25 protein-coding genes are annotated in these 22229 nt (G+C 58.5%); 11 read left to right on the forward strand and 14 right to left on the reverse strand.

What is annotated here, in order from left to right; genetic code table 11:
* Positions 1-33 precede the first annotated feature (33 nt).
* The 3 genes from GZH91_RS01865 to GZH91_RS17915 all read left to right on the forward strand — a co-directional run bounded on the left by GZH91_RS01865 (position 34) and on the right by GZH91_RS17915 (position 2166).
* A complete protein-coding gene (locus tag GZH91_RS01865) occupies positions 34-729 on the forward strand; it encodes a heavy metal response regulator transcription factor (protein WP_161984138.1) in 696 nt (231 codons plus the stop codon).
* An 8-nt stretch (positions 730-737) separates the two neighbouring features.
* A complete protein-coding gene (locus GZH91_RS01870) occupies positions 738-1739 on the forward strand; it encodes a heavy metal sensor histidine kinase (protein WP_232522203.1) in 1002 nt (333 codons plus the stop codon).
* A gap of 73 nt (positions 1740-1812) precedes the next feature.
* The gene (locus tag GZH91_RS17915; protein ID WP_223264659.1) at positions 1813-2166 is read left to right on the forward strand and encodes an ATP-binding protein; all 354 of its coding nucleotides are present in this window, start codon (positions 1813-1815) and stop codon (positions 2164-2166) included.
* On the opposite strand, the gene GZH91_RS01875 is transcribed toward GZH91_RS17915, so the two are convergent.
* The 3 genes from GZH91_RS01875 to GZH91_RS01885 form a co-directional block, all read right to left on the reverse strand.
* On the reverse strand, positions 2120-2344 hold the full coding sequence (locus GZH91_RS01875; protein ID WP_161984115.1) for a hypothetical protein: 225 nt from the start codon (positions 2342-2344) through the stop codon (positions 2120-2122). The two genes, GZH91_RS17915 and GZH91_RS01875, sit on opposite strands and share 47 nt — an antisense overlap.
* 129 nt (positions 2345-2473) lie before the next feature.
* Entirely contained in the window at positions 2474-3391 is a 918-nt protein-coding gene (locus GZH91_RS01880; protein WP_147075081.1) for a site-specific integrase, read from the reverse strand.
* A 74-nt stretch (positions 3392-3465) separates the two neighbouring features.
* Positions 3466-3789, reverse strand: coding sequence for a hypothetical protein (locus GZH91_RS01885; protein ID WP_161984139.1), 324 nt, complete (start codon positions 3787-3789; stop codon positions 3466-3468).
* A gap of 51 nt (positions 3790-3840) precedes the next feature.
* Here GZH91_RS01885 and GZH91_RS01890 point away from each other — a divergent pair, with 51 nt between their 5' ends.
* The 6 genes from GZH91_RS01890 to GZH91_RS01915 all read left to right on the forward strand — a co-directional run bounded on the left by GZH91_RS01890 (position 3841) and on the right by GZH91_RS01915 (position 9563).
* Positions 3841-4566: a ZIP family metal transporter gene (locus GZH91_RS01890; RefSeq protein WP_223264658.1), complete on the forward strand. Its 726-nt coding sequence runs from the start codon at positions 3841-3843 to the stop codon at positions 4564-4566.
* Between the two features lie 60 nt (positions 4567-4626).
* On the forward strand, positions 4627-5589 hold the full coding sequence (locus GZH91_RS01895) for a cation diffusion facilitator family transporter (RefSeq protein WP_147075079.1): 963 nt from the start codon (positions 4627-4629) through the stop codon (positions 5587-5589).
* Between the two features lie 85 nt (positions 5590-5674).
* Positions 5675-6115 carry a DUF305 domain-containing protein gene (locus tag GZH91_RS01900; protein ID WP_198415362.1) on the forward strand — a complete coding sequence of 147 codons (441 nt, stop codon included), beginning with the start codon at positions 5675-5677 and terminating at the stop codon, positions 6113-6115.
* Positions 6116-6314: 199 nt separating this feature from the next.
* Entirely contained in the window at positions 6315-7145 is an 831-nt protein-coding gene (locus tag GZH91_RS01905) for an undecaprenyl-diphosphate phosphatase (protein ID WP_147075078.1), read from the forward strand.
* A gap of 257 nt (positions 7146-7402) precedes the next feature.
* Positions 7403-8779: an IS110 family RNA-guided transposase gene (locus tag GZH91_RS01910; RefSeq protein WP_223264657.1), complete on the forward strand. Its 1377-nt coding sequence runs from the start codon at positions 7403-7405 to the stop codon at positions 8777-8779.
* Positions 8780-8981: 202 nt separating this feature from the next.
* Entirely contained in the window at positions 8982-9563 is a 582-nt protein-coding gene (locus GZH91_RS01915) for a cation diffusion facilitator family transporter (RefSeq protein ID WP_223264656.1), read from the forward strand.
* Here the strand turns inward: GZH91_RS01915 and GZH91_RS01920 are convergent.
* The 11 genes from GZH91_RS01920 to GZH91_RS01970 form a co-directional block, all read right to left on the reverse strand.
* The gene (locus GZH91_RS01920; protein ID WP_147075076.1) at positions 9560-10090 is read right to left on the reverse strand and encodes a flagellar basal body rod protein FlgB; all 531 of its coding nucleotides are present in this window, start codon (positions 10088-10090) and stop codon (positions 9560-9562) included. The two genes, GZH91_RS01915 and GZH91_RS01920, sit on opposite strands and share 4 nt — an antisense overlap.
* Before the next feature lie 333 nt (positions 10091-10423).
* Complete coding sequence (locus tag GZH91_RS01925) at positions 10424-12745, reverse strand: heavy metal translocating P-type ATPase (RefSeq protein ID WP_161984140.1); 2322 nt, start codon at positions 12743-12745, stop codon at positions 10424-10426.
* A 48-nt stretch (positions 12746-12793) separates the two neighbouring features.
* Positions 12794-13111 carry a double zinc ribbon domain-containing protein gene (locus GZH91_RS01930; protein WP_161984141.1) on the reverse strand — a complete coding sequence of 106 codons (318 nt, stop codon included), beginning with the start codon at positions 13109-13111 and terminating at the stop codon, positions 12794-12796.
* A gap of 65 nt (positions 13112-13176) precedes the next feature.
* Positions 13177-13629, reverse strand: coding sequence for an MgtC/SapB family protein (locus tag GZH91_RS01935; RefSeq protein WP_161984142.1), 453 nt, complete (start codon positions 13627-13629; stop codon positions 13177-13179).
* Between the two features lie 9 nt (positions 13630-13638).
* A complete protein-coding gene (locus tag GZH91_RS01940) occupies positions 13639-14352 on the reverse strand; it encodes a hypothetical protein (protein ID WP_161984143.1) in 714 nt (237 codons plus the stop codon).
* 62 nt (positions 14353-14414) lie between these two features.
* Complete coding sequence (locus GZH91_RS01945; RefSeq protein ID WP_161984144.1) at positions 14415-14747, reverse strand: zinc ribbon domain-containing protein; 333 nt, start codon at positions 14745-14747, stop codon at positions 14415-14417.
* A 57-nt stretch (positions 14748-14804) separates the two neighbouring features.
* A complete protein-coding gene (locus GZH91_RS01950) occupies positions 14805-15149 on the reverse strand; it encodes a P-II family nitrogen regulator (RefSeq protein WP_161984145.1) in 345 nt (114 codons plus the stop codon).
* 56 nt (positions 15150-15205) lie between these two features.
* Positions 15206-18292, reverse strand: a complete 3087-nt coding sequence (locus tag GZH91_RS01955; RefSeq protein WP_147075115.1) for an efflux RND transporter permease subunit — start codon at positions 18290-18292, stop codon at positions 15206-15208.
* A 9-nt stretch (positions 18293-18301) separates the two neighbouring features.
* The gene (locus GZH91_RS01960; protein WP_147075114.1) at positions 18302-19531 is read right to left on the reverse strand and encodes an efflux RND transporter periplasmic adaptor subunit; all 1230 of its coding nucleotides are present in this window, start codon (positions 19529-19531) and stop codon (positions 18302-18304) included.
* A 29-nt stretch (positions 19532-19560) separates the two neighbouring features.
* Positions 19561-20868 carry a TolC family protein gene (locus GZH91_RS01965; protein ID WP_223264663.1) on the reverse strand — a complete coding sequence of 436 codons (1308 nt, stop codon included), beginning with the start codon at positions 20866-20868 and terminating at the stop codon, positions 19561-19563.
* A gap of 85 nt (positions 20869-20953) precedes the next feature.
* Positions 20954-21307 (reverse strand): hypothetical protein, encoded by a 354-nt coding sequence (locus tag GZH91_RS01970; RefSeq protein WP_147075113.1) that lies wholly within the window; start codon positions 21305-21307, stop codon positions 20954-20956.
* A gap of 107 nt (positions 21308-21414) precedes the next feature.
* Between GZH91_RS01970 and cadR the strand changes: the two genes are divergently transcribed.
* Both cadR and GZH91_RS01980 read left to right on the forward strand, forming a co-directional pair.
* Positions 21415-21879: a Cd(II)/Pb(II)-responsive transcriptional regulator gene (gene cadR / locus GZH91_RS01975; protein ID WP_147075111.1), complete on the forward strand. Its 465-nt coding sequence runs from the start codon at positions 21415-21417 to the stop codon at positions 21877-21879.
* Positions 21876-22202, forward strand: a complete 327-nt coding sequence (locus GZH91_RS01980; RefSeq protein WP_456300577.1) for a YnfA family protein — start codon at positions 21876-21878, stop codon at positions 22200-22202. The genes cadR and GZH91_RS01980 overlap by 4 nt, the downstream gene beginning before the upstream one ends.
* Positions 22203-22229 lie beyond the last annotated feature (27 nt).

The following is a 22229-nucleotide window of genomic DNA, read 5'->3' on the forward strand; positions in this document are numbered from 1 at the left end:
CCGGCTCCAGGTCAGAACGGGTAGGAATTGCACATGAAACTTCTCGTTGTCGAAGACGAAACCAAAACGGGTGAATATCTGCGGCAAGGGCTGACGGAAGCTGGCTTCGTGGTCGATCTGGCACGCAACGGGCTGGACGGCCACCACCTCGTCATGACCGAGACCTACGATTTGATCGTTCTGGACGTCATGCTGCCGGACGTCGATGGCTGGCGCATCGTGAAGTCGCTGCGCGAGGCCGGCAAGCGTATGCCCGTTCTGTTTTTGACCGCACGCGACAGCGTGGATGATCGCGTCAAGGGGCTGGAACTGGGCGCAGACGATTACCTCGTCAAACCCTTTGCGTTCGCGGAGTTGCTGGCACGGGTACGCACCCTGCTGCGCCGGGGCAACACTCCCGCATCAATGGACCAGCTCCAGGTGGCGGATCTCGAGTTCGACGTAGTGCGCCACTGCGTGATGCGCGCTGGCAGGCGTATCCACCTGACCACCAAGGAGTTCGCCCTGCTTGAACTCCTGGTGCGCCGTCGGGGCGAGGTGCTACCGCGCACGCTCATCGCCTCCCAGGTATGGGACATGAACTTCGACAGCGACACCAACACCAACACCAACATTATCGACGTGGCCATCCGCCGCCTGCGGGCGAAGATCGACAAAGAGTTCGAGCCCAAACTAATCCACACGGTACGCGGCATGGGCTACATGCTGGATGTGCCGGACGCGCCCTGATCCGCAAAATGCGCCGGCCCGCCTCGCTCGCGCTGCGCCTGACGGGGTTCATCGGTATAGCGATCACGCTGGTGCTGCTCGCCTTCGGTTGGGTTATCGGGCGTTCGGTCGAGAATCACTTCGCCGAACAGGACGCCGGAGAACTCAGGGCTCTTGCGCAGGCGGTACAGCAGCCGCTTGCCGCCGCATCATCCGACGGTGATATCGAGGTGTTACAACGCAGCCTCGCCGCCTCTCTGGCGGGGCATCATGGAATGTTCCTTTACGTCGCCGGTGCCGATGGTCAAACACTGTTTTCCAGCCCTGGCCTCGACCTGACGGCGATCGCCCGGTCAATTCCGCCGGCGCCACGCATCGAGACCGACGCATTCCGCGTCTGGCAAGACCCGCCACGAACCTTATGCGGAATCATCTTGCGCATGGGGCCGAACGCGAGTTCGGCAGAACAGCCATTCCTCGTGGTGCTTGCCACGGCGATCGATTTTCACCTGCATTACCTGACGGACTTTCGCCGGACATTGTGGATCACGGCACTGGGCGCCATAGCGCTCACGATCGTCGCGGTTTGGTTCGCCGTGCATCACGGTCACGCGCCGCTGCGCCGGATCACCGCCCAAGTCCAAAGAATAACTTCAGATCAACTACACGTTCGTCTGTCTCCAGAGACGGTGCCGATCGAACTCACAGAGCTTGCTACGTCATTCAACAACATGCTCGGCCGACTGGAGGATGCGTTTCACCGGCTCTCGAATTTTTCCGCCGATATCGCACACGAACTGCGCACGCCGGTGACCAACCTGATGACGCAAACGCAGGTCGCCCTTTCCAGCGTGCGGAGCAACGACGAATACCGCGAGATTCTCTACTCAAACCTCGAAGAATATGAACGCATGGCCCAGATGATCGGCGATATGCTGTTTCTGGCACGGGCCGACAACGGTCTGTTGAAGCCAAGTCTGGCTGATGTAGACCTGGTTGCAGAGGTACGGGCGCTCTTCAGACTACTTTGAGGCATGGGCAGAAGAGCGCAGCGTCGCACTCGTGCTGAAAGGTGCGCCAGCTAACGTACCAGGCGATCGGCTGATGTTGCGCCGGGCATTGAGTAACCTCCTTTCGAACGCCATCCGCCACACACCCTCCGATCAAGCGGTGCAAGTAAGGTTGGAAGCATGCACAGACGGAACCCGTGTTGTTGTTGTTGACAATCCCGGAAAAGAGATTCCGCCGCAACACCTCCCGCGATTGTTTGATCGTTTTTACCGCGTCGATTCTTCGCGTCATCGTCAAGGCGATGGAGCCGGACTGGGGCTTGCCATCGTCAAAGCCATCATCGATGCGCATGGCGGGACCGTCACGGCAAGTTCCACTAACGGCAGGACGCGGTTTCAGATCACATTGCCCAATACGGCAACCCCATCGACGGTTTCAAGGGGATAAAGCGATGCATACTCAGAACCTCTTTGATTGAACCCACGATCACGTCTTTGACGAAGGCAAGCGCGTGGCAGAACGAGGCACTCGCATCGTCATGTGGATTGCAGCCGCCATGATGGCCGTGAAAATCGTCGCCGGATGGTAGTTTAACTCGATGGCACTGCTCGCCGGCGGCGGGCATATGAGCTCACACGCCGTCGCCATTGGGCTGAGCGCCTTTACTTATTTACTTACGCCGTCGTGCGCCATTATGCCCGCCCCCTGGTTCGCCTTCACACCTGGAAGATTGAGGTCGAAATCATGAGCGGGATCAGACCAGTTCGCGCACGATCGACTGCAACGGTTGGCGCAGCTTGGGCAACAGCTCCCGCACCGACTTCATCTCGCTGATACCCAATACCTCTCCAATCTGGTCCTCTGCGGCGCCACGCTCGAACAGCCGGGCGGCTACCGTACGCCGTACGTTTAACGCCGACACGCCCTCCAGACCAACGCGCCGGAAGATCTTGCGGTACGTATCGAGGATGCCTCTGCACAGAAAACGCGTCTGCCCCTGCTCGCCGTAGCTCACGATCTCGAACGGCGCACCCGTCTCAGTCAAGAACAGTCGACTGAAAGGATTGAGCCCCCGAGAATCGGCATGACTTCCCGTGCAAAAACCTCGACGCAGTCTCTCGATCAAGTAGCCGTCGATCGACTCATTGGCTTTCCCGCTAGCAAAGAACAGCGGCCTGGTTTTGCGGTTGACTGCCACGTCCGTACGCATCACCGACTCTTCCCTGACGCTACCATCGGCATTCAGGTAGTCGCGCACCTCCAATCGCGCAATCTCCAGCGGCCGCGCTCCCGTGGTCAACAACACATAAAGAAGCGCCACATCGCGATTTGGGCAGGCGCTGCGCGTTCGTGTCCTCTGGACAGCGAGCCGAATATCTTCATCCGTCAGTATTCGCCCGACACGCTTTTCCTGGGATACCTGCGGCTCATACCGTTCGAGCGCAGTCGTAATCGCCGACCTGCAGGTTCTGAGCCGCTGCACGAAGGCAAGCCCTTGTTCATTTAGTCCATCGATCCCGACTTCCCTGCTCAGTCTCAGTGCCAGCGCTTTTATGCGCCGCTCTATGGCTGTACGCGTTACCCCATGTTGTGCCGCGACGGCATCGTAGGTCTTTCCGGCAATGACTTCCTTGAGCATCGCGATCGAGATCAAGATCGAATCTGTTTCCATATCGAGTGCACACCTTGTTGATGGTGCACCCGATGTTCCCGTCTCGGCCTTTCACTCGCCAGGCAAAATCGCTCTTAAAACCAGGTGCTTTCGGCATTAGCCGCTGCATCCGCAGGTTTAGCGACGGCCCACAACAAATCAGCCTGGTCTTCAGCAGGGACGAGGAGCGAATCGGAATTTGCATAACCACCCTCACAATTTAAAAACTCAAAGCTTGACCCTGTACTTGCTATAAGGTTTTTAATGGAAATATATATGTTTTCTGGAGCTACGATATCCGTATCGCGACTGTTCACCTTGCATTGAACACATCCCGGTGCGCGCTGACGATGCAAATCGATAAGTTTAAAGCCGGGCTGAAAGATCGTTGTATCTGCAAACATATCAAGAGGTGACAAGCGTTGACAATCTGGATTTCAATTTGATGCGGTGACTGCTTGGTCTGAGGCATGATGCAAACCTTGTTCGATATATTGCAGTTCGCGCTGTATCCAGCCACGGCAGTCTTTGCCGGAGGTGCGATATCACTTTGGCGGCCTCCTGGCCCACGATTGAGCAGCGCGATTCAACATTTCACTGCGGGCGTATTATTTTGTGCGCTGGCAACTGAGCTGTTGCCGGACTTGCTTCACTGGCGCCTGCCATGGATTACGCTCGGCGGTTTTGTCCTGGGTGTGGCGGTGATGCTTGCCCTGAAGCATTTCACGGAAAAGTTTGGCCAAAAAGGAGTAACGAAAACCAGACGGCCTACCAGCCTAATCGCCACTCTGGCCGTTGATATTACGCTCGATGGTGTACTCATTGGGCTAGGATTTGCGGCAGGCCAGAAGCAGGGGCTGTTGCTGACGATTGCGTTGACGCTTGAAGTGATCTTTCTCGGCTTATCAGGAGGGGCGGCGCTTAGAGGCTCGGGGGTATCTCGTGGCACGGTCATTGCAATCACTTTCGGTTTCGGTGCTTTGCTTTTAACGGGGGCAGCAGCGGGTACAGTATTGCTGGCGGGGGCGTCTGGCGCACTGTTGGATGCTGTACTTGCGTTCGGTCTTGCAGCGTTACTTTATCTGGTGACGGAAGAGTTGCTGGTTGAAGCGCATGAGGTGCCTGAAACCGCTACCCAAACTGCTATGTTTTTTGTTGGTTTTATTGTCTTGCTCATCATTGAGATGATGCTATGACATGTCCAACTAAAGAACCGCTGCACCGTGCACCTCTTCTCGTAAAAGGACGTATTCATCATGGCCCATGACCATCCGCATCACGACCACCCTCACCACGACGAGCATGACCACCACGATCACGCGCCTGGGCATACGCATGCACCGAAGGATTTTGGCCGTGCATTTTTATTTGGCATCATCCTGAATTCAAGCTTTGTCGTTGCCGAAGCCGTCTATGGCATTCTCGGCAATTCGCTGGCGCTGCTGGCTGACGCCGGACACAATTTGAGCGACGTGCTAGGCCTATTGCTCGCATGGGGTGCCAGTACCCTGGTAAAACGTATTCCATCGAAGCGCTTCACCTATGGGTTGCGCAGTACGTCGATCCTCGCTGCGCTGATCAATGCGGTATTACTGTTGGTGGTCACCGGTGGCATCGCTTGGGAGGCCGTGTTGCGTTTCCGCCATCCGAGCGATGTTGAAGGCATGACGGTCATTGTCGTTGCCGCGTTTGGTGTAGCAATCAATCTGGGTACCGCCTTGTTATTCATGGCCGGGCGTAAAGGCGATTTGAATGTGCGCGGAGCGTTCACGCATATGGCCGCTGATGCAGCCATATCATTAGGCGTGGTCATTGCCGGTTTCGTGATCATATACACCGGCTGGCACTGGCTTGATCCAGCCGTGAGCCTGATTATTTCAATTCTCATTGTGATCGGAACATGGGGTCTGTTGCGCGATTCGGTCAACCTTGCCTTGCATGCGGTGCCGGAAGGAATCGACTCGGACAAGGTTCGCGCTTACTTAACGTCTGTTGAGGGTGTCAGCGAAGTGCATGATTTGCATATCTGGGCCATGAGTACGACCGAAACGGCGTTGACGGTCCATTTGGTGATGCCGGCGGGCTATCCGAGTGACGCATTCCGCAGCACGGTGGTCGACACATTGCATGAGCGGTTTAAGATCGCGCATTCCACTATCCAGATAGAAATTAATGACTCGCCCCATCCATGCAAATTGGCACCGGCTGAAGTTGTCTGATTTAAAATTCGGGTTCAGTATTCAGATCAGGCTTATGCCTCGCGGCGAAAGCGCACAGCACACCATGGTTTCCAGGAGATTCCTCATGTCGCAACAAAGAAAACAGGATATGTTGAAAAATAATCGTGATTGGAAGCGCGCTTGCATAACAATTATGGCGCTCGCGGCGTTGGCAACCCCGCCATGGGCGAATGCACAGTCTGGGCCAGTGCCTGCCGACGGCGCAACCAGAGCATTGGAGCCTGCCGCCGACACTGTGGAGGGGAAATCCGCTACGGAGATGCAAAAATCCATCGACAGCCTAAAAGAAAAAACGGCCGCCTTTCAGGTGACCGGCAATACCGACTTTGACTTTGCGATGATGGCGCGCATGCAGCGCCAAGCGGAGCTCGACATTGCCAAGGCTGAACTGGAACACGGAAAAGAACCCATGTTACGCAGCATGGCAAATAGAATCATTGAGTCGCAAAAAAATGAAATCAAGCAATTGGATCAATGGCTGGCGCTGTTTCATAAATTTGATTAATTCTTGGTACTTCTCGTAATATTTGCCAAGTATCTATCGATGGTATTTTTGGCGATGGGGGGCGATTTTGATCGTGGTATTCATTGGGTTGCGGCGATTGCGTGCAAATCGCTCATGAATTGCCATAGCCTGAAAGTGACCGCCCGACAAAGATCGACGATAACCATACTCTTTTTGACGAGCATTCTCGGATATTCTCATGCCCATTTTTGAAGCCATCTTGTTCGCGATACTGCAAGGCGTGACCGAACTCTTCCCCATCAGTAGTCTCGGACATGGCGTCATTGTGCCAGACCTGTTCCGCTGGCAGATGGACCGTAATAGCGAAGCTTTTCTGCCTTTCATGGTGGTGCTGCACCTTGGCACTGCGACGGCGCTGCTTGTGTATTTCCATCGCGACTGGATTGACCTGTTTCGTGGTTTTTTCCGCGCCAGCGGCAAGCCGGACAATCCGCAATCGCGGTTATTGTGGCAGCTCGCCGTCGGGACATTGCCAGCGGGTTTATTGGGCCTACTGTTCGAAAAGAAACTGCGTCTTCTGTTCGGCAACACCACACTCGTATTGGTCTTTCTCAGCGTCAATGGCGTGATACTGCTGGTTGGTGATCGGCTCAAACGACGTGGTGGTGGCAAGCCACTGGACGCACTGGGCTATGGCAGTGCACTGCGCATCGGTTTTGCGCAAGCGCTGGCGTTGTTTCCCGGCATTTCACGCTCAGGCAGTACGCTGGTGGCAGGGCTTGGGAGCGGGCTTGACTATGCAAGTGCAGCACGGTTTTCCTTTTTGCTTGCGACCCCGATCATCCTTGCGGCTGGTTTGCTGGAAATTCCGAAACTGATGCACATGACGGGTGACATTCCGTTTGCATTGATTGGTGTGAGTGGTGTCATTTCAGGTGTATGTGCTTATCTCAGTATCTGGTTCTTGATGCGTTACTTTAACCGGCACGATGTCGAGGCGCTTCGTCCGTTCGGCTGGTACTGCTTGATGGTCGGCATCCTGGGTCTGATCTGGAAGTTAGCGAAGTAATCGGCCCCATGCCGCAAATCGCGCCGAAGAAACACGTGGCGGCCACGTTGTGGCAAAGTGGAATGCGGCGCTGCGGAAGACCGATGTAGCAATGGTGCATATTGCCCGCGGGTTAGCGTGGTCCTGGGAGACGTCATCGACATTGGTGAATCGTCCTGGTGGTTCAGAGCCGCCGAGCCGATATCCCGTTTGAGAGAGTGAGCTAGACGACGTACCCGATGCAGCGCCACATTCCAACCTGAATGATGGAGCAAGCCATGTCCCGACGCAACGCAAAAATCAGTCTCGCAAAAACCAATCTCAAACCCCGCAAATCCCGAGCCGCCCTGACGATCACCCACCCCAACGCCGCCGGCATCGACATCGGCAGCGCCAGCCACTTTGTCGCCGTGCCGCCGGACCGGGACGACGAACCGGTGCGCGAGTTTCCCAGCTTCACCGTCGACCTCCATGCCCTGGCCGACTGGCTGCGTGCCTCCGGCGTCGACACCGTCGCGATGGAATCCACCGGCGTGTACTGGATTCCCCTGTTCGAGCTGCTGGAATCGCGCGGCTTCACCGTGCTGCTGGTTAATGCGCGGCATGTGAAGAACGTCTCGGGCCGCAAGTCCGATGTGCTGGACTGCCAGTGGCTGCAACAGCTCATGACCTACGGCTTGCTCAATGGCGCGTTTCGCCCGGCCGACGCGGTGTGCGCATTGCGCTCGCTGTGGCGCCAGCGCGGGATGCTCCTGTGCAGCCAGGGGCGGCATGTGCAACACATGCAAAAGGCGCTCACCCAGATGAACATCCAGCTTGCCAACGTCATCTCTGACGTGGTGGGCGAGACCGGCCAGAAGATATTGCGTGCCATCGTCAATGGCGAGCGCGACGGTCAGGTGCTGGCCGCGATGAAGAACGTGCGCATTCGTGCCAGTCAGGACGAGATCGCCAAGAGCCTCTCAGGCAACTGGCGCGCCGAGCATCTGTTTGCGCTGAAGCAGGCGTTGGCCATGTTCGACTTCATTGTCACGCAACTGGCCGAGTGCGACCGGGAGATCGAGCAACAGTTGCAAAGCCTGCAAGCTCATGACGGTGAACCGGCGAAGGGAAAAAAGCGTGGCCGCGCCCGCAACGCACCGAAGTTTGATCTGCGCACGCAACTGTTCAGGATGTGCGGGGTTGACCTGACACGCATCGACGGCATCGACGTGACCACCGCGCTCGCGGTGATCTCCGAGACTGGCGCGGACATGTCACGCTTCGCCACGGTCGGGCACTTCACCAGTTGGCTGGGGCTGTGCCCGGGCACCAAGATCACCGGCGGCAAGGTGATGAGCGGCAAGACCAGTCGCGTCGCCAACCGTGCGGCCCAGGCTTTGAGATTGGCTGCGGCGGCGCTGCGCAGCAGCCAATCGGCGCTGGGCGCGTACTTCCGTCGAATGTGTTCACGCATGGACAAGCCCAAGGCCGTAACTGCGGCTGCGCACAAGTTGGCGCGGCTGATCTACACCATGCTTACCAAGGGCGAGGAATACACCGACCAAGGTCAGGACTACTACGAGGAACGCTACCGCCAACGGGTGCTGCGGCAACTGGCCCAGCGCGCCGAAAAAATGGGCATGAAACTCGTCGCCACTGAACAGCCAGCCTGAAAACATCATTTATAACCAGTTACTTGGGACGTGTTTCTTGAGAGCTTGATCACTTTATTGCGATTTTTCGTGACAACGATGAAGATGCTGAAGTTGAGGTCAAGATCGGGACTAACTCCTGGATACATACAAGAGATCGTAGCCATTCAAAACTTCAGAGGCATCAATCATGGCCAGTTGCTGCGAGGATAAAAGTTGTGAGGTGAGCGCACTGCGGGAGAGTCATGGCCGTGTGCTGTGGATCGTTTTGTCCATCAACGCCGCGATGTTTGTTTTCGAAGGCGGGGCGGGCCTATTCGCTCATTCCACGGCGCTGCTTGCGGATGCCCTGGATATGCTGGGTGATGCGCTCGTGTATGGATTCAGTCTGTTCGTGCTCGCGCGTTCCGCGCGCTGGCAGGTAGGTGCGGCGCTGGCGAAGGGCAGTTTCATGCTGCTATTTGGCCTGGGCGTGCTTGCTGAAGCCGTGTACAAAATATTGCACCCGGTCATGCCCAGGGCGGAAATAATGGGCGTGGTGGGCGCAATCGCCTTGGCCGCAAACCTGATTTGCTTCTTTTTGCTGTATCGCCATCGCGCAGACAACCTGAATATGTCTTCGACCTGGCTTTGTTCGCGGAATGACTTGATCGCCAACGCCGGGGTGCTGGCCGCAGCAGGTGGAAGTTATATGCTTACTTCCCGATGGCCGGACATTGGGGTTGGCGTCATGATCGCTGGCCTTTTCTTGATCTCAGCATTCAGTGTCATTCGGCAATCTTTCAGTGCGCTGCGGGTTAGTTAGTAAGGAGTGCTTTTGAGCAGATCATCCATGTCCTTGTAATGGCCTTTAACTCTGTCCACTTCATATTCATACATAATCGCGTTTTCCGTAAATTTTGCCCGTTCGCTATCCATATCCACGGTGTTCCCATCCACACTCCCTTGGCTTGGAACAGCGTATTTTATGTCCACTGATTGGGGCGTCTTTCCTGTGCGCAGCGCTTCTTGAATGTCAATGTCTACCGCCTTGTAGCCCGGCGTATCGGCATTCGCTATATTTGACGCAAGTAATTGCTGCCGGTAAGCACGCAATCCCAGTGCCCGTTCGTGGAAGCTATCTTCTCCAGCCTCATTCTGCGAAGCGCGCAATGAAAAATGGCTAGGTAGTACGCTAGACGACAATAGTGAGCCTGGGGCAGGTAACGAAGTGGTTAGGGATGCATTGCTCCCTGCCGGGTGCAGCGGTGGGGTAATGCTTGCCACAGCCTTCTCTTTAACCTGAGCTAAGGCTTCGGCGAAAGAGCCGCCAACAGGCGTTAAGAGTTTCATCTCACCTTTTGTGGAGGAGTCCGTGCTATTCAACGGTAGCACTGAGGGCCCTAGAATGTTTGCCATGTATTTACCTCCATTGAATTAAGAAATTTATAGACCGCATTGATTTTCTCAACGCAACCGTACAAAAAATTGTCAGAGTCAATCCAAAGTCAATCTGACTGAGATGGTTAACTATCCTGTCTTGATCTTCGTGTTCCATTTGTGGCAGTGGAATAGATAAACCTGGTCGCTTTTGCGCTGCCATGATCTTCTTAACTCACAGCTGCATTTTCTATTAAAAATGTTAGTTGTTAAGTGAATAAATACCATTCTGACTCTTCGCGTACATTACTCTTTGTATGCCAGTAAACGTAACGCGTTAATCACAACCACCAGGGTTGAGCCCTCGTGTATCAATACTGCCACGCCGATCCCGGCCCAGCCAAACAGGGTGGCGGGGATCAGCAGCGCCACCACGCCCAGCGACACCCACAGATTCTGGCGAATGATGCGCCTTGATGCACGGCTCAAGGCCACCGCAAAGGGCAGCTTGGAGAGATCGTCGGCCATCAGCGCCACGTCCGCGGTTTCCAGCGCCACATCGGTTCCCGCGCCGCCCATGGCGATGCCCACCGTGGCGCGCGCCATGGCGGGGGCGTCGTTGACGCCGTCGCCGACCATGGCCACTTGGCCGTAGCGCTGTCCGAGCTCTTCCATGGCCTTGACCTTGTCTTCCGGCAACAGGCCCGCTTTCACTTCGTCCAGGCCAATTGTGTTGGCGATAGCGCGGCCCACGCCTTCGTTGTCCCCAGTGAGCATGATGGTTTTGCGGATGCCGAGTTGATGCAGGCGCTCCAGCACCCCGCGCACCCCCTCGCGCGGCGTGTCAGCCAAGGCCACGACGCCGAGGAACTGCCCGTCCACCTGGATCAGCATGATGGTTTTGCCTTCCGCCTGGAGGCGCAATACATGCTGCTGAATCACCTCAGGGAGGGATTCGCCATCAAACAACTTGGCGTTGCCGATGGCTACCTTTTGCCCCTCAAATTCGGCGCGCACGCCTTTTCCGGTAACGGCTTCAACCTCCCCGGCCTCACGCCAGCTTAAACCGCGCCCCTTCGCCTCCGTCACCACCGCCTGCGCCAGGGGATGGGCGCTGCGGTTTTCCACAGCAGCGGCAATGGTCAGCAGGCGCTCCTCGTTTCCGGTAACGGCGACGACATCGGTCAGTTTGGGCTTGCCGATGGTCAGGGTGCCGGTCTTGTCAAAGGCGATGGCCGTTAGCACGCCGAGATTTTCCAGATGCGCGCCGCCCTTGATCAGCACGCCGCCGCGCGCGGCGCGTGCGATGCCGGACAGCACTGCCGACGGGGTGGCGATGGCGAGCGCGCAGGGCGAGGCCGCCACCAGTACCGCCATCGCGCGGTAAAAGGATTCGGCGAAAGGGAAACCAAATAGCGGCGGCAGCACGATGAGCAACCCGACCCCCACCAGCACGGCCGGGACAAAAATCCGCTCGAAGCGGTCAGTGAAGCGCTGGGTGGGCGATTTCTGCGTCTGCGCCTCAGCCACCATCGTGACCATGCGCGCCAGCGTGCTCTCCTGCGCCAGCCGAGTCACCTCGACCATGAGCGCGCCCTCGCCGTTGACCGTGCCGGCGAACACCTTGTCACCGGACTGCTTGTCCACCGGCATCGATTCGCCGGTGATCGGAGCCTGGTCCACCGCTGAATTGCCCGAGGCCACCTGGCCGTCGGCGGGAATGCGCTGGCCGGGTTTGACGACCACCCGGTCACCGCGCTGCAAGGCTTCGACCCGCACTTCGATCTCAGCACCGTCCCGCTGCACGATGGCGGTCTTGGGCGCCAGTTCCGCCAGCGCCTCGATGGCCTTGCGCGCCCGGTCCATGGCCATGTGTTCCAGCGCATGACCCAGGCTGAACAGGAACAGCAGCAGCGCGCCTTCTACCCAGGCGCCGAGCGCCGCCGCCCCGGCCGCCGCGACGATCATCAGGGTATCGATGTCGAAGCGGCGGCTGCGCAAACTCTGCCAGGCGTCGCGCAAAGTATAAAAGCCGCCGGCGGCGTAGGCGCCCAGCAACAGGCCGAGCTCCAGGCCGCGCGGTGCGTCGGCGAGACCCGCCAGCCAGCCGGCCAGCAACAGCAAGCCGGCAACGCCGCTCAAAATAAGCTCGCGATGCTCGGCGAACCATCCGGCTTCATGGCCTTCTTCCCGCACGGTATAACCCAGCGCCTGGATGCGCCGGACAATCGCCAGACGCTCAATTTTCTCGCTGTCGTACTCCAGGCGCAGCCGTTCTGCGGCGTAGCTCACGGAGGCTTCCAGCACGCCGTCCATGCGCGACAGCGCGTGCTCGATCACCGTGGCGCAGGTAGGGCAGTCCATGCCGTCGATACGCAGGCTCTCGTGACGATAGTGGTTGCCGAGCTTGGCCCCGGCCGCTTGCGCCAGCTCGCGCACCCGGCTCACGCTGAACTGCTGCGGGTCGTAGTGCAGGCAAAGGCGGGTGCCGCCGTCTTCGCTGACCAGGTGTACCTTTTCCAAGCCCTCGGCCTGCAGCAATCTAGTCAGCCGCCCTACGCAAGCGTCGCGCTCATCAGCGACATCCGGCAAGACCAGGGACAAGTCCAGTTTAAGTTTTTCGGTCATGATGCTGCTCCTCAAGAATCAAATGACTACAGCGGGGTATGCGCTGCGTTACTGCTGGGGTTTGCCGCACTGGCCGCAAAACTGGGTGCCCGCCGGCAGTTCCGCGCCGCAGCCGGAACATTTACCGGCCGACAGGGAAGTGCCGCATTGCTGGCAAAAGCGCGCATCGCCCGCATTGGCGCTGCCGCACTTGGGGCAGGGATTGCCGGGATTGCTACCACTTGGGTTAGTGCCCTGCGGATAGCCTGGATAACCACCGTAGCCGCCATGTTTGGAGCCGCCGTGATGACCGCCTTGATAACCACCATGGCCGCCTCCGAATCTGCCGCTCATTAAATTGCCCAACATCCGTTCAAACAATCCCATGATTTACTCCTTTGCAGTTGATCTAAAGATGACAAAAATTGTCCATGCTAATTGACGACACCTGCTTACTCGGGATGGTCTTGGTTGCCAGGTTTTCGGCTGAGCCGCTTCCAGCCGGGTAGGTGATGAAGCGCGAGGGTTGCAAAAATCAGCCCTCCCGTGACGATCGCCAGCACGTACATCCCGAAAGCGCTGGCCATGCCCACTGCGGCTGTCGCCCAGAGTGTTGCGGCGGTCGTTAGCCCTGCCACGCCCCCCTTATCCTGGAAAATGACGCCTGCCCCGATAAAGCCTATGCCGGTGACGACTTGTGCCGCGATACGGGTCGGATCATTGGCCACATGGGCGGATATCAGGCTGAATGCGCACGCCCCTATAGCGATCGCCATGTAAGTCCGAATGCCCGCGTCGCTCGCATGGCGTTCTCTTTCCCAGCCGATCAAGCCTCCTATCAGCGCAGCGACCATCATGCGCGAGGCATAAAGAAGTTCAGTTCCGATATCCATTTTTTTGTTCATCTCCTCTTCCTATACAACGGCCACAAGGACCAGCGCTGCGCCATACCCTGATAAAAAGCTTGCAGCCAAGGCGCGCGGCTCACTGCCCTTGTCCAAACCGGCAAGCAACTGGTGGACTGCCATATACAGGGCCGCACCGAATCCCGAAGCAAGGCTGGCGACAAGGCCTGCCCCGGTTAATCCTTCCGCAAGCGCCATGCCCACCATTAGGCCAAGCAGCACGATAACGGCGAGCGCCAATCCCATCGTGGCGCGTGCAGCAAACTTCACGGCTGGGGTTGCAAGCGCGAAGGCGAGCCAAAAGAGCTGCACGGCGAGGGAGAGCATCACGGCCATGGACTCGGCGATCTTCGCGGAATACGCGACACCGATGCAAAAGGCGACGAGCAGCACGGCTAAAATGGTATTTGCGACACGTTCTTCCTCGTTCCGTACCTCCCGTACCTCCCGACGACTGCCTCGCAGGTTCGCCAGATTCCGGGGCCATAAGAATTCCGTCAACGCGTAAACGGCGATGCCTGCGACGCATCCCAAAGTGAGACCCAGCAATAAGGCGAAGGCAGGCTTGGTCCCCGTCATGGCAGGAAGCAGGCTCGCCCCGGCGGCGGCGAACACCGCGCCCGCGGCAAACCATCCCCCATACTGCCTGGTGCGCAGTTGCCCTACGCCGATCCCTGCCAGCACAGCGCCGGCCAGGGGAACAAGCGCGAGAATCAACAACATCTTCCCCGAGGGAATCAAGGAGTATTCCTCACCCTAACACTGGGATGGCTGCGTCAAGGATGCTAAGCCCCGGCATCGCGCGCCGGCGTTCCGCACTGGCCGCAAAACCTGGTACCCGCCGGCAGCTCGGCACCGCAGCCGGAACATTTACCGGCCGACAGGGAAGTGCCGCATTGCTGGCAAAAGCGCGCATCGCCCGCATTGGCGCTGCCGCACTTGGGGCAGGGATTACCGGGATTGCCGCCGCCTGGGCCGCTGCCCTGCGGATAGCCTGGATAAGCACCGTAGCCGCCGTGTCTGGAACCGCTGCTATGGTGGCCGCCTTGGTAGCCGCCGTGGTGGCCGCCGAATTTGCCGCCCCTCAAATTGCCCAGCATCCGTTCAAACAATCCCATGATTTGCTCCTTTCCAAAAAACGTGGTCTCCCGCAAAAAATTGCACCTTGTTCATTCCTACAACCAGCGTATGGCTGCCGCGCTGACGATGTCGGTCACATAAATCCAGCCTGCCTCGGCTTGGCCGGTGCGGGCGGCGTGCCCGATGATGGTCACCAGCTCGTCCACCTGGTTATCCTCGCAAACCAGTTCCAGCTTCGATTCGTTGATGACTACCTCGGCCAATTCGATGGAATAGTGCTGTTCCTGGGTATCCATCGCCTTGAGCAGGATTTTTACCGGGATGACGGCAAGATTGCGGCAGCCAGGCGTTCCGTCCGTGTTGCACAGTCCTGACTCCTTCAGGGCGCGAATCACGTCGGCGATGCGGTGGTTGTGGATATAAGCCTTGATTTCTTTCATGCGGATTCTCCTGTTGGGTAATTGGGTGCGGCCCGGTCAGGCCGCACGCTGCTGGTTTATTTCGCTTGTTTGCGTTCGCGGCGGTTCTCCACCCACTCGTACATCAGCGGCAACAGCAGCAAGGTCAGCGCAGTGGAGGTGAACAATCCGCCCACCACCACGGTTGCCAACGGACGCTGGGTTTCCGCTCCTACCCCGCTGGACAGCAGCATCGGCACCAGGCCGAAGATGGCGATGGAGGCCGTCATCAGCACCGGCCGCAGGCGCAGCGCAGCGCCTTGCTTGACCGCTTCCCTGACCGACAGCCCTTGCCGTCGCTGATCATTGAGGAACGACACCAGCACGATGCCGTTCAGCATCGCCACCCCGAACACGGCGATGAAACCGATAGCCGACGGCACCGACAGGTACTGGCCGGTGACCGCGAGCCCGATTACCCCGCCGATGGTGGCGAACGGCACGTTGGCGATGATCAGCGTGGCGTAGGTGAGCGAGTTGAACGCGGTGTAGAGCAGGATGAAGATCAGCCCGATGGTCAGCGGCACGATCAGCGCCAGCTTGGCCATGGCGCGCTGCTGGTTCTCGAACGCGCCGCCCCATTCGATCCAGTAGCCGGCCGGCAGCTTCACCTGCTGCTTGATCCTTGCGCCGGCTTCCTTCACGAAGCTGTCCACGTCGCGCCCTTTCACGTCCATCTGGATCACGGCGTAACGTTGCAGCTGTTCGCGTCGGATGAAGGAATAACCTTCGTCCAGTTCCACCGTGGCGACTCTGGAAAGGGGAATCAGCGCGCCGCTCTGGGTACGGATCGGGATGTTGTTGATGGCTTCCACGCTGTTGCGGAAATCGGGTGCGAGCCAGACCTGGATGTCGAAGCGCTTGACGCCGTCGATCAGCGTACTCACCGCCTTGCCGCCGATGCCGGCCTGCACCACCTCGAGGATTTCGTCGGCGTTGATGCCGTAGCGCGCAGCCTCATCCCGGTTCACCTTGACCACCATCTGCGGCTTGCCTTTGTTCGCTTCCAGCGACAGGTCCGCGACGCCAGGCACTTTCTCCAGGGCGGACTTAAGCTCACCGGACAGGCGGTCAAGGGTGGTCAAGTCTTCGCCGTAGAGTTTTAGCGCGAGCGTGGCGCGCACCCCGGAAATCAACTCCTCGACGCGCATCTGGATCGGCTGGGTAGCCGAAATCACCGAGGTCGGCACGACCTGTTCCAGCTTATCCTGCATCGCCCTGGAGAGATCGGGGAAGGAAATGGCTTTGGGCCACTGGTCACGTGGTTTGAGATTCACCAGGATTTCCATGTAGTTCACGTCCGCGGTTTCGCCCTTTTCCGCGCGCCCGATCATGGCTATGGCCGAAGTGGTTTGCGGGAAGGTTTTCAGTGCGGTTTCGAGGCGCTCGGAGATACGGATGGATTCGTCGAGCGAGGTGGAAGGAATACTGGTCACTCGGAACATGATGCCGCCTTCCTGCAAAGTGGGCATGAATTCCTTACCAAGAAAGGGAATCACCGCGACGGACGCCACCAGCAGCACCAGCGCACCGGAAAACACTTTTTTCTTGTTCTCCAGCGCCCAGTCGAGCAAGGGCAAATAAAGTTTTTTCGCCCACTTGACGATGAAGGTGTCTTTCTCCTCCTTCGGCTTCAGGATGAGCGCCGACATGACCGGCACCAGCGTCATGGTCAGCAACAGGGAACCCACCATCGCGAAGGTGATGGTGAGCGCCATCGGCTTGAACAGCTTACCTTCCAACCCGGTGAGGGAAAATAGCGGCAGAAACACCACAATGATGATCAGGATCGCGAACGCGGTCGGATTGATCACCTCGCGCGCCGCTTCCAGGATAACGTGCGTCTTGTTCACCGCCTTGCCGGCCTGATGCGAGAGCAGGCGGAAGCCGTTCTCCACCATCACCACGGCGCCATCCACCATCATCCCGATCCCCACCGCCAGACCCGCCAGCGACATCAGGTTGGCCGACAACCCCCACTGCTGCATCAGGATGAAGCTGATCAGCATGGCGAGCGGCAGGGCGATGATGACCACCACTGCGGAACGGATCTCTCCCAGAAACAGGAACAAGATGATGACCACCAGGATGGAGCCCTCGACCAGGGCGTTTTCCGCGGTCTTGACCGCCTTCTCCACCAGTTCCGTACGGTCGTAGACCGTATTGATGGCAACGCCAGCCGGCAGCGCCTGCTGTACGGTCTTGAGCTTTGCCTTCACGGCGTCCACCACGTTCTTGGCGTTCTCGCCGATACGCTGCAACGCTATCCCCAGCACGACTTCCTTGCCGTCCTTGGTCACCGCGCCGGAGCGCAGGGACGGTGCCTCCTTGACTTCAGCCACATCGCGCACATAGACCGGCGTCCCCTCGCGGGTGGCCAACACCACATTGCCGATATCCCGCACGTTGCCGACCAAGCCAAGGCCGCGCACCAGATACTGCTCCTGCCCGATATCGAGATATTGCCCGCCGACCTGACGGTTGTTGGCGGTGAGGGTCTCCATCACGGTCTTGAAGCTCAGGCCATATTTGATCAGCTTTTGCGGATTGATCAGCACCTGATATTGCTTTTCCTGTCCGCCCCATGACATCACGTCGTCGACACCCGGTGCGGTTCTCAGCACCAGGCGAACGTTCCAGTCCTGCAGGGTGCGCAGGTCCATTTCAGATAATTTCTTGTCGGCGCTTTCGATGGTGTACCAGAACACCTGCCCCAACCCCGAACTATTGGCACCGAGCACAGGCTCCCCATAGCCTTCCGGAATGCGGCCCTTGACTTCCTGTAGCTTCTCACCCACCAGCCGGCGGGCGAAGTAGATGTCCACATTGTCCTTGAAGTACACGCTGACATAAGACAGTCCAAACAAGGAAACCGAGCGTATTTCCTCCACTCCAGGCAGGCCGGCCATGACACCTTCCACTGGAAAGGTCAGCAGCTTTTCCACATCCTCGGCCGCAAGCCCAGACGCCTCCGTATAAATGTTCACCTGTACAGGTGTCACGTCGGGGAAGGCATCCACCGGCACTTCGCGCCAGGCTTTCACGCCCAGCAACACCACCAGCAGGAACGCCACCAGCACCAGCACCTTGTAGCGCAAGGATAGATCAACAATATGATTTAACATGGCCGTCCCCTATTCCGCGCCGATTTGCGATTTGAGCAATCGGGCTTTGAGCGCGTAGGCACCGCTCACCACCACGCTCTCACCCGCTGCCACGCCGGATTTCAGCACGGCATATCCCTGTGCACGTTCGCCCACTTCCACGGCGCGCGGCTCGAATCCACCGCTTTCGGCGACAAATACCGTCGGTTGCCCCTGCAACAGCAACACGGCGTCTTCCGGCACGATCAGCGCTTTGGCGCTCGCCCCGGTGGTGTTGATCGCCGCACTAGCGAACATTTCCGGTTTCAGCCTGCCGTCGGGGTTCGGCACTTCCACCCGCGCCTTGGCCGTACGGGTTTCCTTGTTCATCGTGCTGCTGATGTAGGTGAGCCGCCCCTTGAACACCTCGCCCGGATAGGCGGATACAGTGACCGTGGCCTGGGCGCCGACGCGGACCTTGCCAAGGTCTTTCTCGAACAGATCGCTTTCGATCCACAGGGTGGACAGATCGGCCACGGTAAACAGGGATTGGTCCGGTTGGACGAGTTCCCCCAGTACCGCCTTTTTCTCGATGATGGTGCCGGCAAACGGGGCGGACAGCGGAAACACCGAGCTGGACGATTTCTCCGGGGCGACCCCCATCATGCGCAGCTTGTCACCGGCGGCACGCAGGGTGACCCGGGCCTTTTCGTGTTCGGCGCGGGCGCGCAGGTAGTCCTTCTCGGGAATGATATTGTCGGCATTCAGCCGCTGGGCACGCTCGAAATTGGCCTGGGCCAGCGCTGCTTCGCTCGCCGCTTGCAGATAAGCGGAACGTGCCTCGCCCAGATCAATGCTGTCCAACACCGCCAGCGCCTGCCCCGGTTTCACCCGGTCGCCCAGGCTGGCATTCACCTTGACGACACGCCCCGGCACACGCGGGCCTACGTGCGCCAATTTATCCTGGTTAGCCTGAATGGTCGCCGTGACCACGACCTGTTCGGCTTTTTGCTGCAATTCCAGTTTCTGCACCTTGATGCCGGCTGTTTGGGCTTCTTCGGCGCTCAGGGCGAGCAATTTCCCGGCGCCCTGTTTTTCCGGTGCGGGTGCTGTCCCGTCTTTGCCTGCCGGTTCCGTTTGCTTGGGCTGCGCTGCGTCATTTTCTGGTGTTTTGGGTTTGTCGCCGCACCCTGCCAGAAGACTTGCAGACAAACTGCCGGCCAGTAACCAAGCGGACCATCGCCCCAGGGCATTTTTTTGTTGGCTGCGTGAGTTTTTCATGTCATGAATTCCTTGATATTCGATTATGTTCAGCGTGCTTCGCGCGCAGACTGCCAGCCCGCTGCCGCTTCCAGAGTCACTTGGGTCAAGCGCAAATCGGTTCGGGCGTCGAGCAGGTCGCGCTGCCCGTCCAGTACCTGGCGGTTGACCAACAGCAATTGCAGCAGCCCGATCTCGCCGGCGCGAAAGGAAACGGAGGACAGGTGCTGGTTTTCCTGCAGGCTCGGCAGCACCGATTCGCTCAGCCGTTTGACGCGCGTTTTCAGATTCTCCCAGCGCTCCCACAGCGCCAGCACCTGAGCGCGCGCGTCGCGTTGCACGGCCTGTTGCTGCACCTGCGCCTGGGTCAACTCGGTGGTCGCGCGCCCGATTCCGGTGGCGTTACGGCGAAACAGCGGCAGCGGCAGGGTGATGCTCAAACCAGTGATCCTGTCCTGGGGATTGGCCGGACCTTCGCGCGCGCTGGAGAGGCCCAGTGTCACGTCCGGATAAACCGCCGCGCGCTCCAGATCGAGCCGGCTTCTGGCGGCTTTTTCCCGATAGTCGAACGCGCGTAGCAGCGGGCGGTTGGCGGCCGAAGCCAGCAGTTCCTGCAAGGTATACGAAGCCGATGAGGGATCGAGATATCCGCCGACTTCGGGCAAGTTATCGGCCGGCAGTTGCAGCAAGGTGGCCAGCTCGGCCCGTGCCTGGACCAGTTGCTCCCGCAACACAGACACCTGGTTTTGTGCGCGCTCCGCTTCCACTTTGGCGAGATTGCCATCGAGGCGGCTGTCTTCACCCGCCGCGACGCGTTTTCTGACCGCCGTCGCTGCCTCCTGGATGAGCTTGAGCGTCCGCTCTTCCATTTGAATGCGCAGTTGCAGGCTGAGCACTTGCACGAAGCGTTGCTCCACTTCCGCGCGCAACTGGCGCCGGGTTTCCGTGATCACCTCTTGCGTCGCGGCAAGAGACTGCTCCGCTGCGCTGCGGCGCTTGTCCTGTTGTCCGGCTATTTCGAAAGTCTGCGCCAGCCCCACTGTCCACTCGCGGTTGCTCCGGGCGGGATCTGTCGTTTGAGGAATAGTGCGCTTGCGCCACTCCGTAGCGAGTTGTGGATTGTTCCACAGCGGCGCACGGGCGTCGGTGAGCTCGCCCTGCGCCGCGGCAAGATTCGCCTGGCTTGCGCGCAGTGCGGGGTTGGCCTGTTCAGCCTGTTGCCAGGCTTGCTCCAGAGTAAGCGGAGCCGACAGGGCTGAAAGTGGATAAAGTGATGCGAGCAACAATGGCACGCCGATAAGGCGGCACATTAGCCGCATCCGGCTGCGCAGGCTGCGGTAAATAGGGACGAATTGCACGATAACTCCTTCTGATGCATGCACAGCAGCTCGCTTGAGGCGAGCGTGCACTCAAGACAAAATCACAACATGATTTGAATCAGATTTAGGAGAACAGACGCGGGGGCCGATAGCGGCCTTCGGGAAGAGCGGGAGGAACGATGCTATGCAAAAAGACGAAGTAATCCTCAGGCGTCGCCGCCTGGAGGATCGGATGCAGCGGAAAAATTCCAACAAAATGATCCACGGCGTGGCACCAGTGGTTGCACACCACGCCCTTGAGGCTGGGTTTTCCATCGCTGGACTGCTCAGTGGACGATTCATCATCGGCCAGTGCCGTTTGCGACGCCTCCATGAGGAACGCGTCGGCCACGGCTTCGCGATTGAACGTCCAGCCGCCCCCATTGATCACTAAGGTGATCAGCAGGAACTGAACAATTCGTCGGAACGCGGCAGACATAGTTGGGTATTTAACTTGATCTGTGAGTAAGATACAAGGACTTTAAACCCTGTAGCGACTTCATGGTCAAGTGATTAAAATGATCGGATTATTATGGGGAGGGATTTATGCGCATTGGTGAATTGGCAAAAATTACTGGCATCGAGGTTGAAACACTGCGCTACTACGAACGCGTGGGGCTGGTGCAGCTACCAGCCCGCCAAACCAATGGTTACAGGGCCTATGGCCAGGATGCAATTGAACGGGCAAATTTTATCCGGCATTGCCGCACGCTGGACATGGGGTTGGGAGACATCAAGCGCCTGCTCGATTTTACATCGAAACCCGACGCCGACTGCTTAGACGTAAATCACTTGCTCGATGAGCATCTTGCTCGCGTGCGCGCCAAGCTTCAATCTCTCCGAACGCTGGAAAAGCAACTCGCTCGGCTTCGTACCCAATGCGACACCGGCCACCGGGCGGCAGATTGTGGGATTTTGCAAGACTTGGTTGCAGCTGCCCATGGCGAGGCGTGCGCGTGCCACCCGTCCGACGCCAACACCGGCTTGTCTAAACGAAAGGCGCACGAGTGATCACGGAGCTAGCTAAAACGACGGCGTTGTTCATCGCCACCGCCGTCGCCGAAATTGTAGGCTGTTACTTGCCCTGGCTTTGGCTCAAGCAGGGCAAGCCCGGGTGGCTGCTGTTACCGGCAGCGGTGAGCCTGGCACTGTTCGCCTGGCTGCTCACGTTGCATCCCAGCGCTGCTGGTCGCACCTATGCGGCCTACGGCGGGGCCTATATTGCCGTTGCGCTGATTTGGCTGTGGCAGGTGGACGGCGTAACGCCTACGCGCTGGGATTTACTTGGCGCGGGGATCGCGATCATCGTGCTGCAACCTCCATTGCACCGCTAGCGACAAGGATTTCCCGGTTCATTTTCA

Source organism: Sulfuriferula plumbiphila, from assembly GCF_009938015.1.
GTDB lineage: Bacteria > Pseudomonadota > Gammaproteobacteria > Burkholderiales > Sulfuriferulaceae > Sulfuriferula > Sulfuriferula plumbiphila.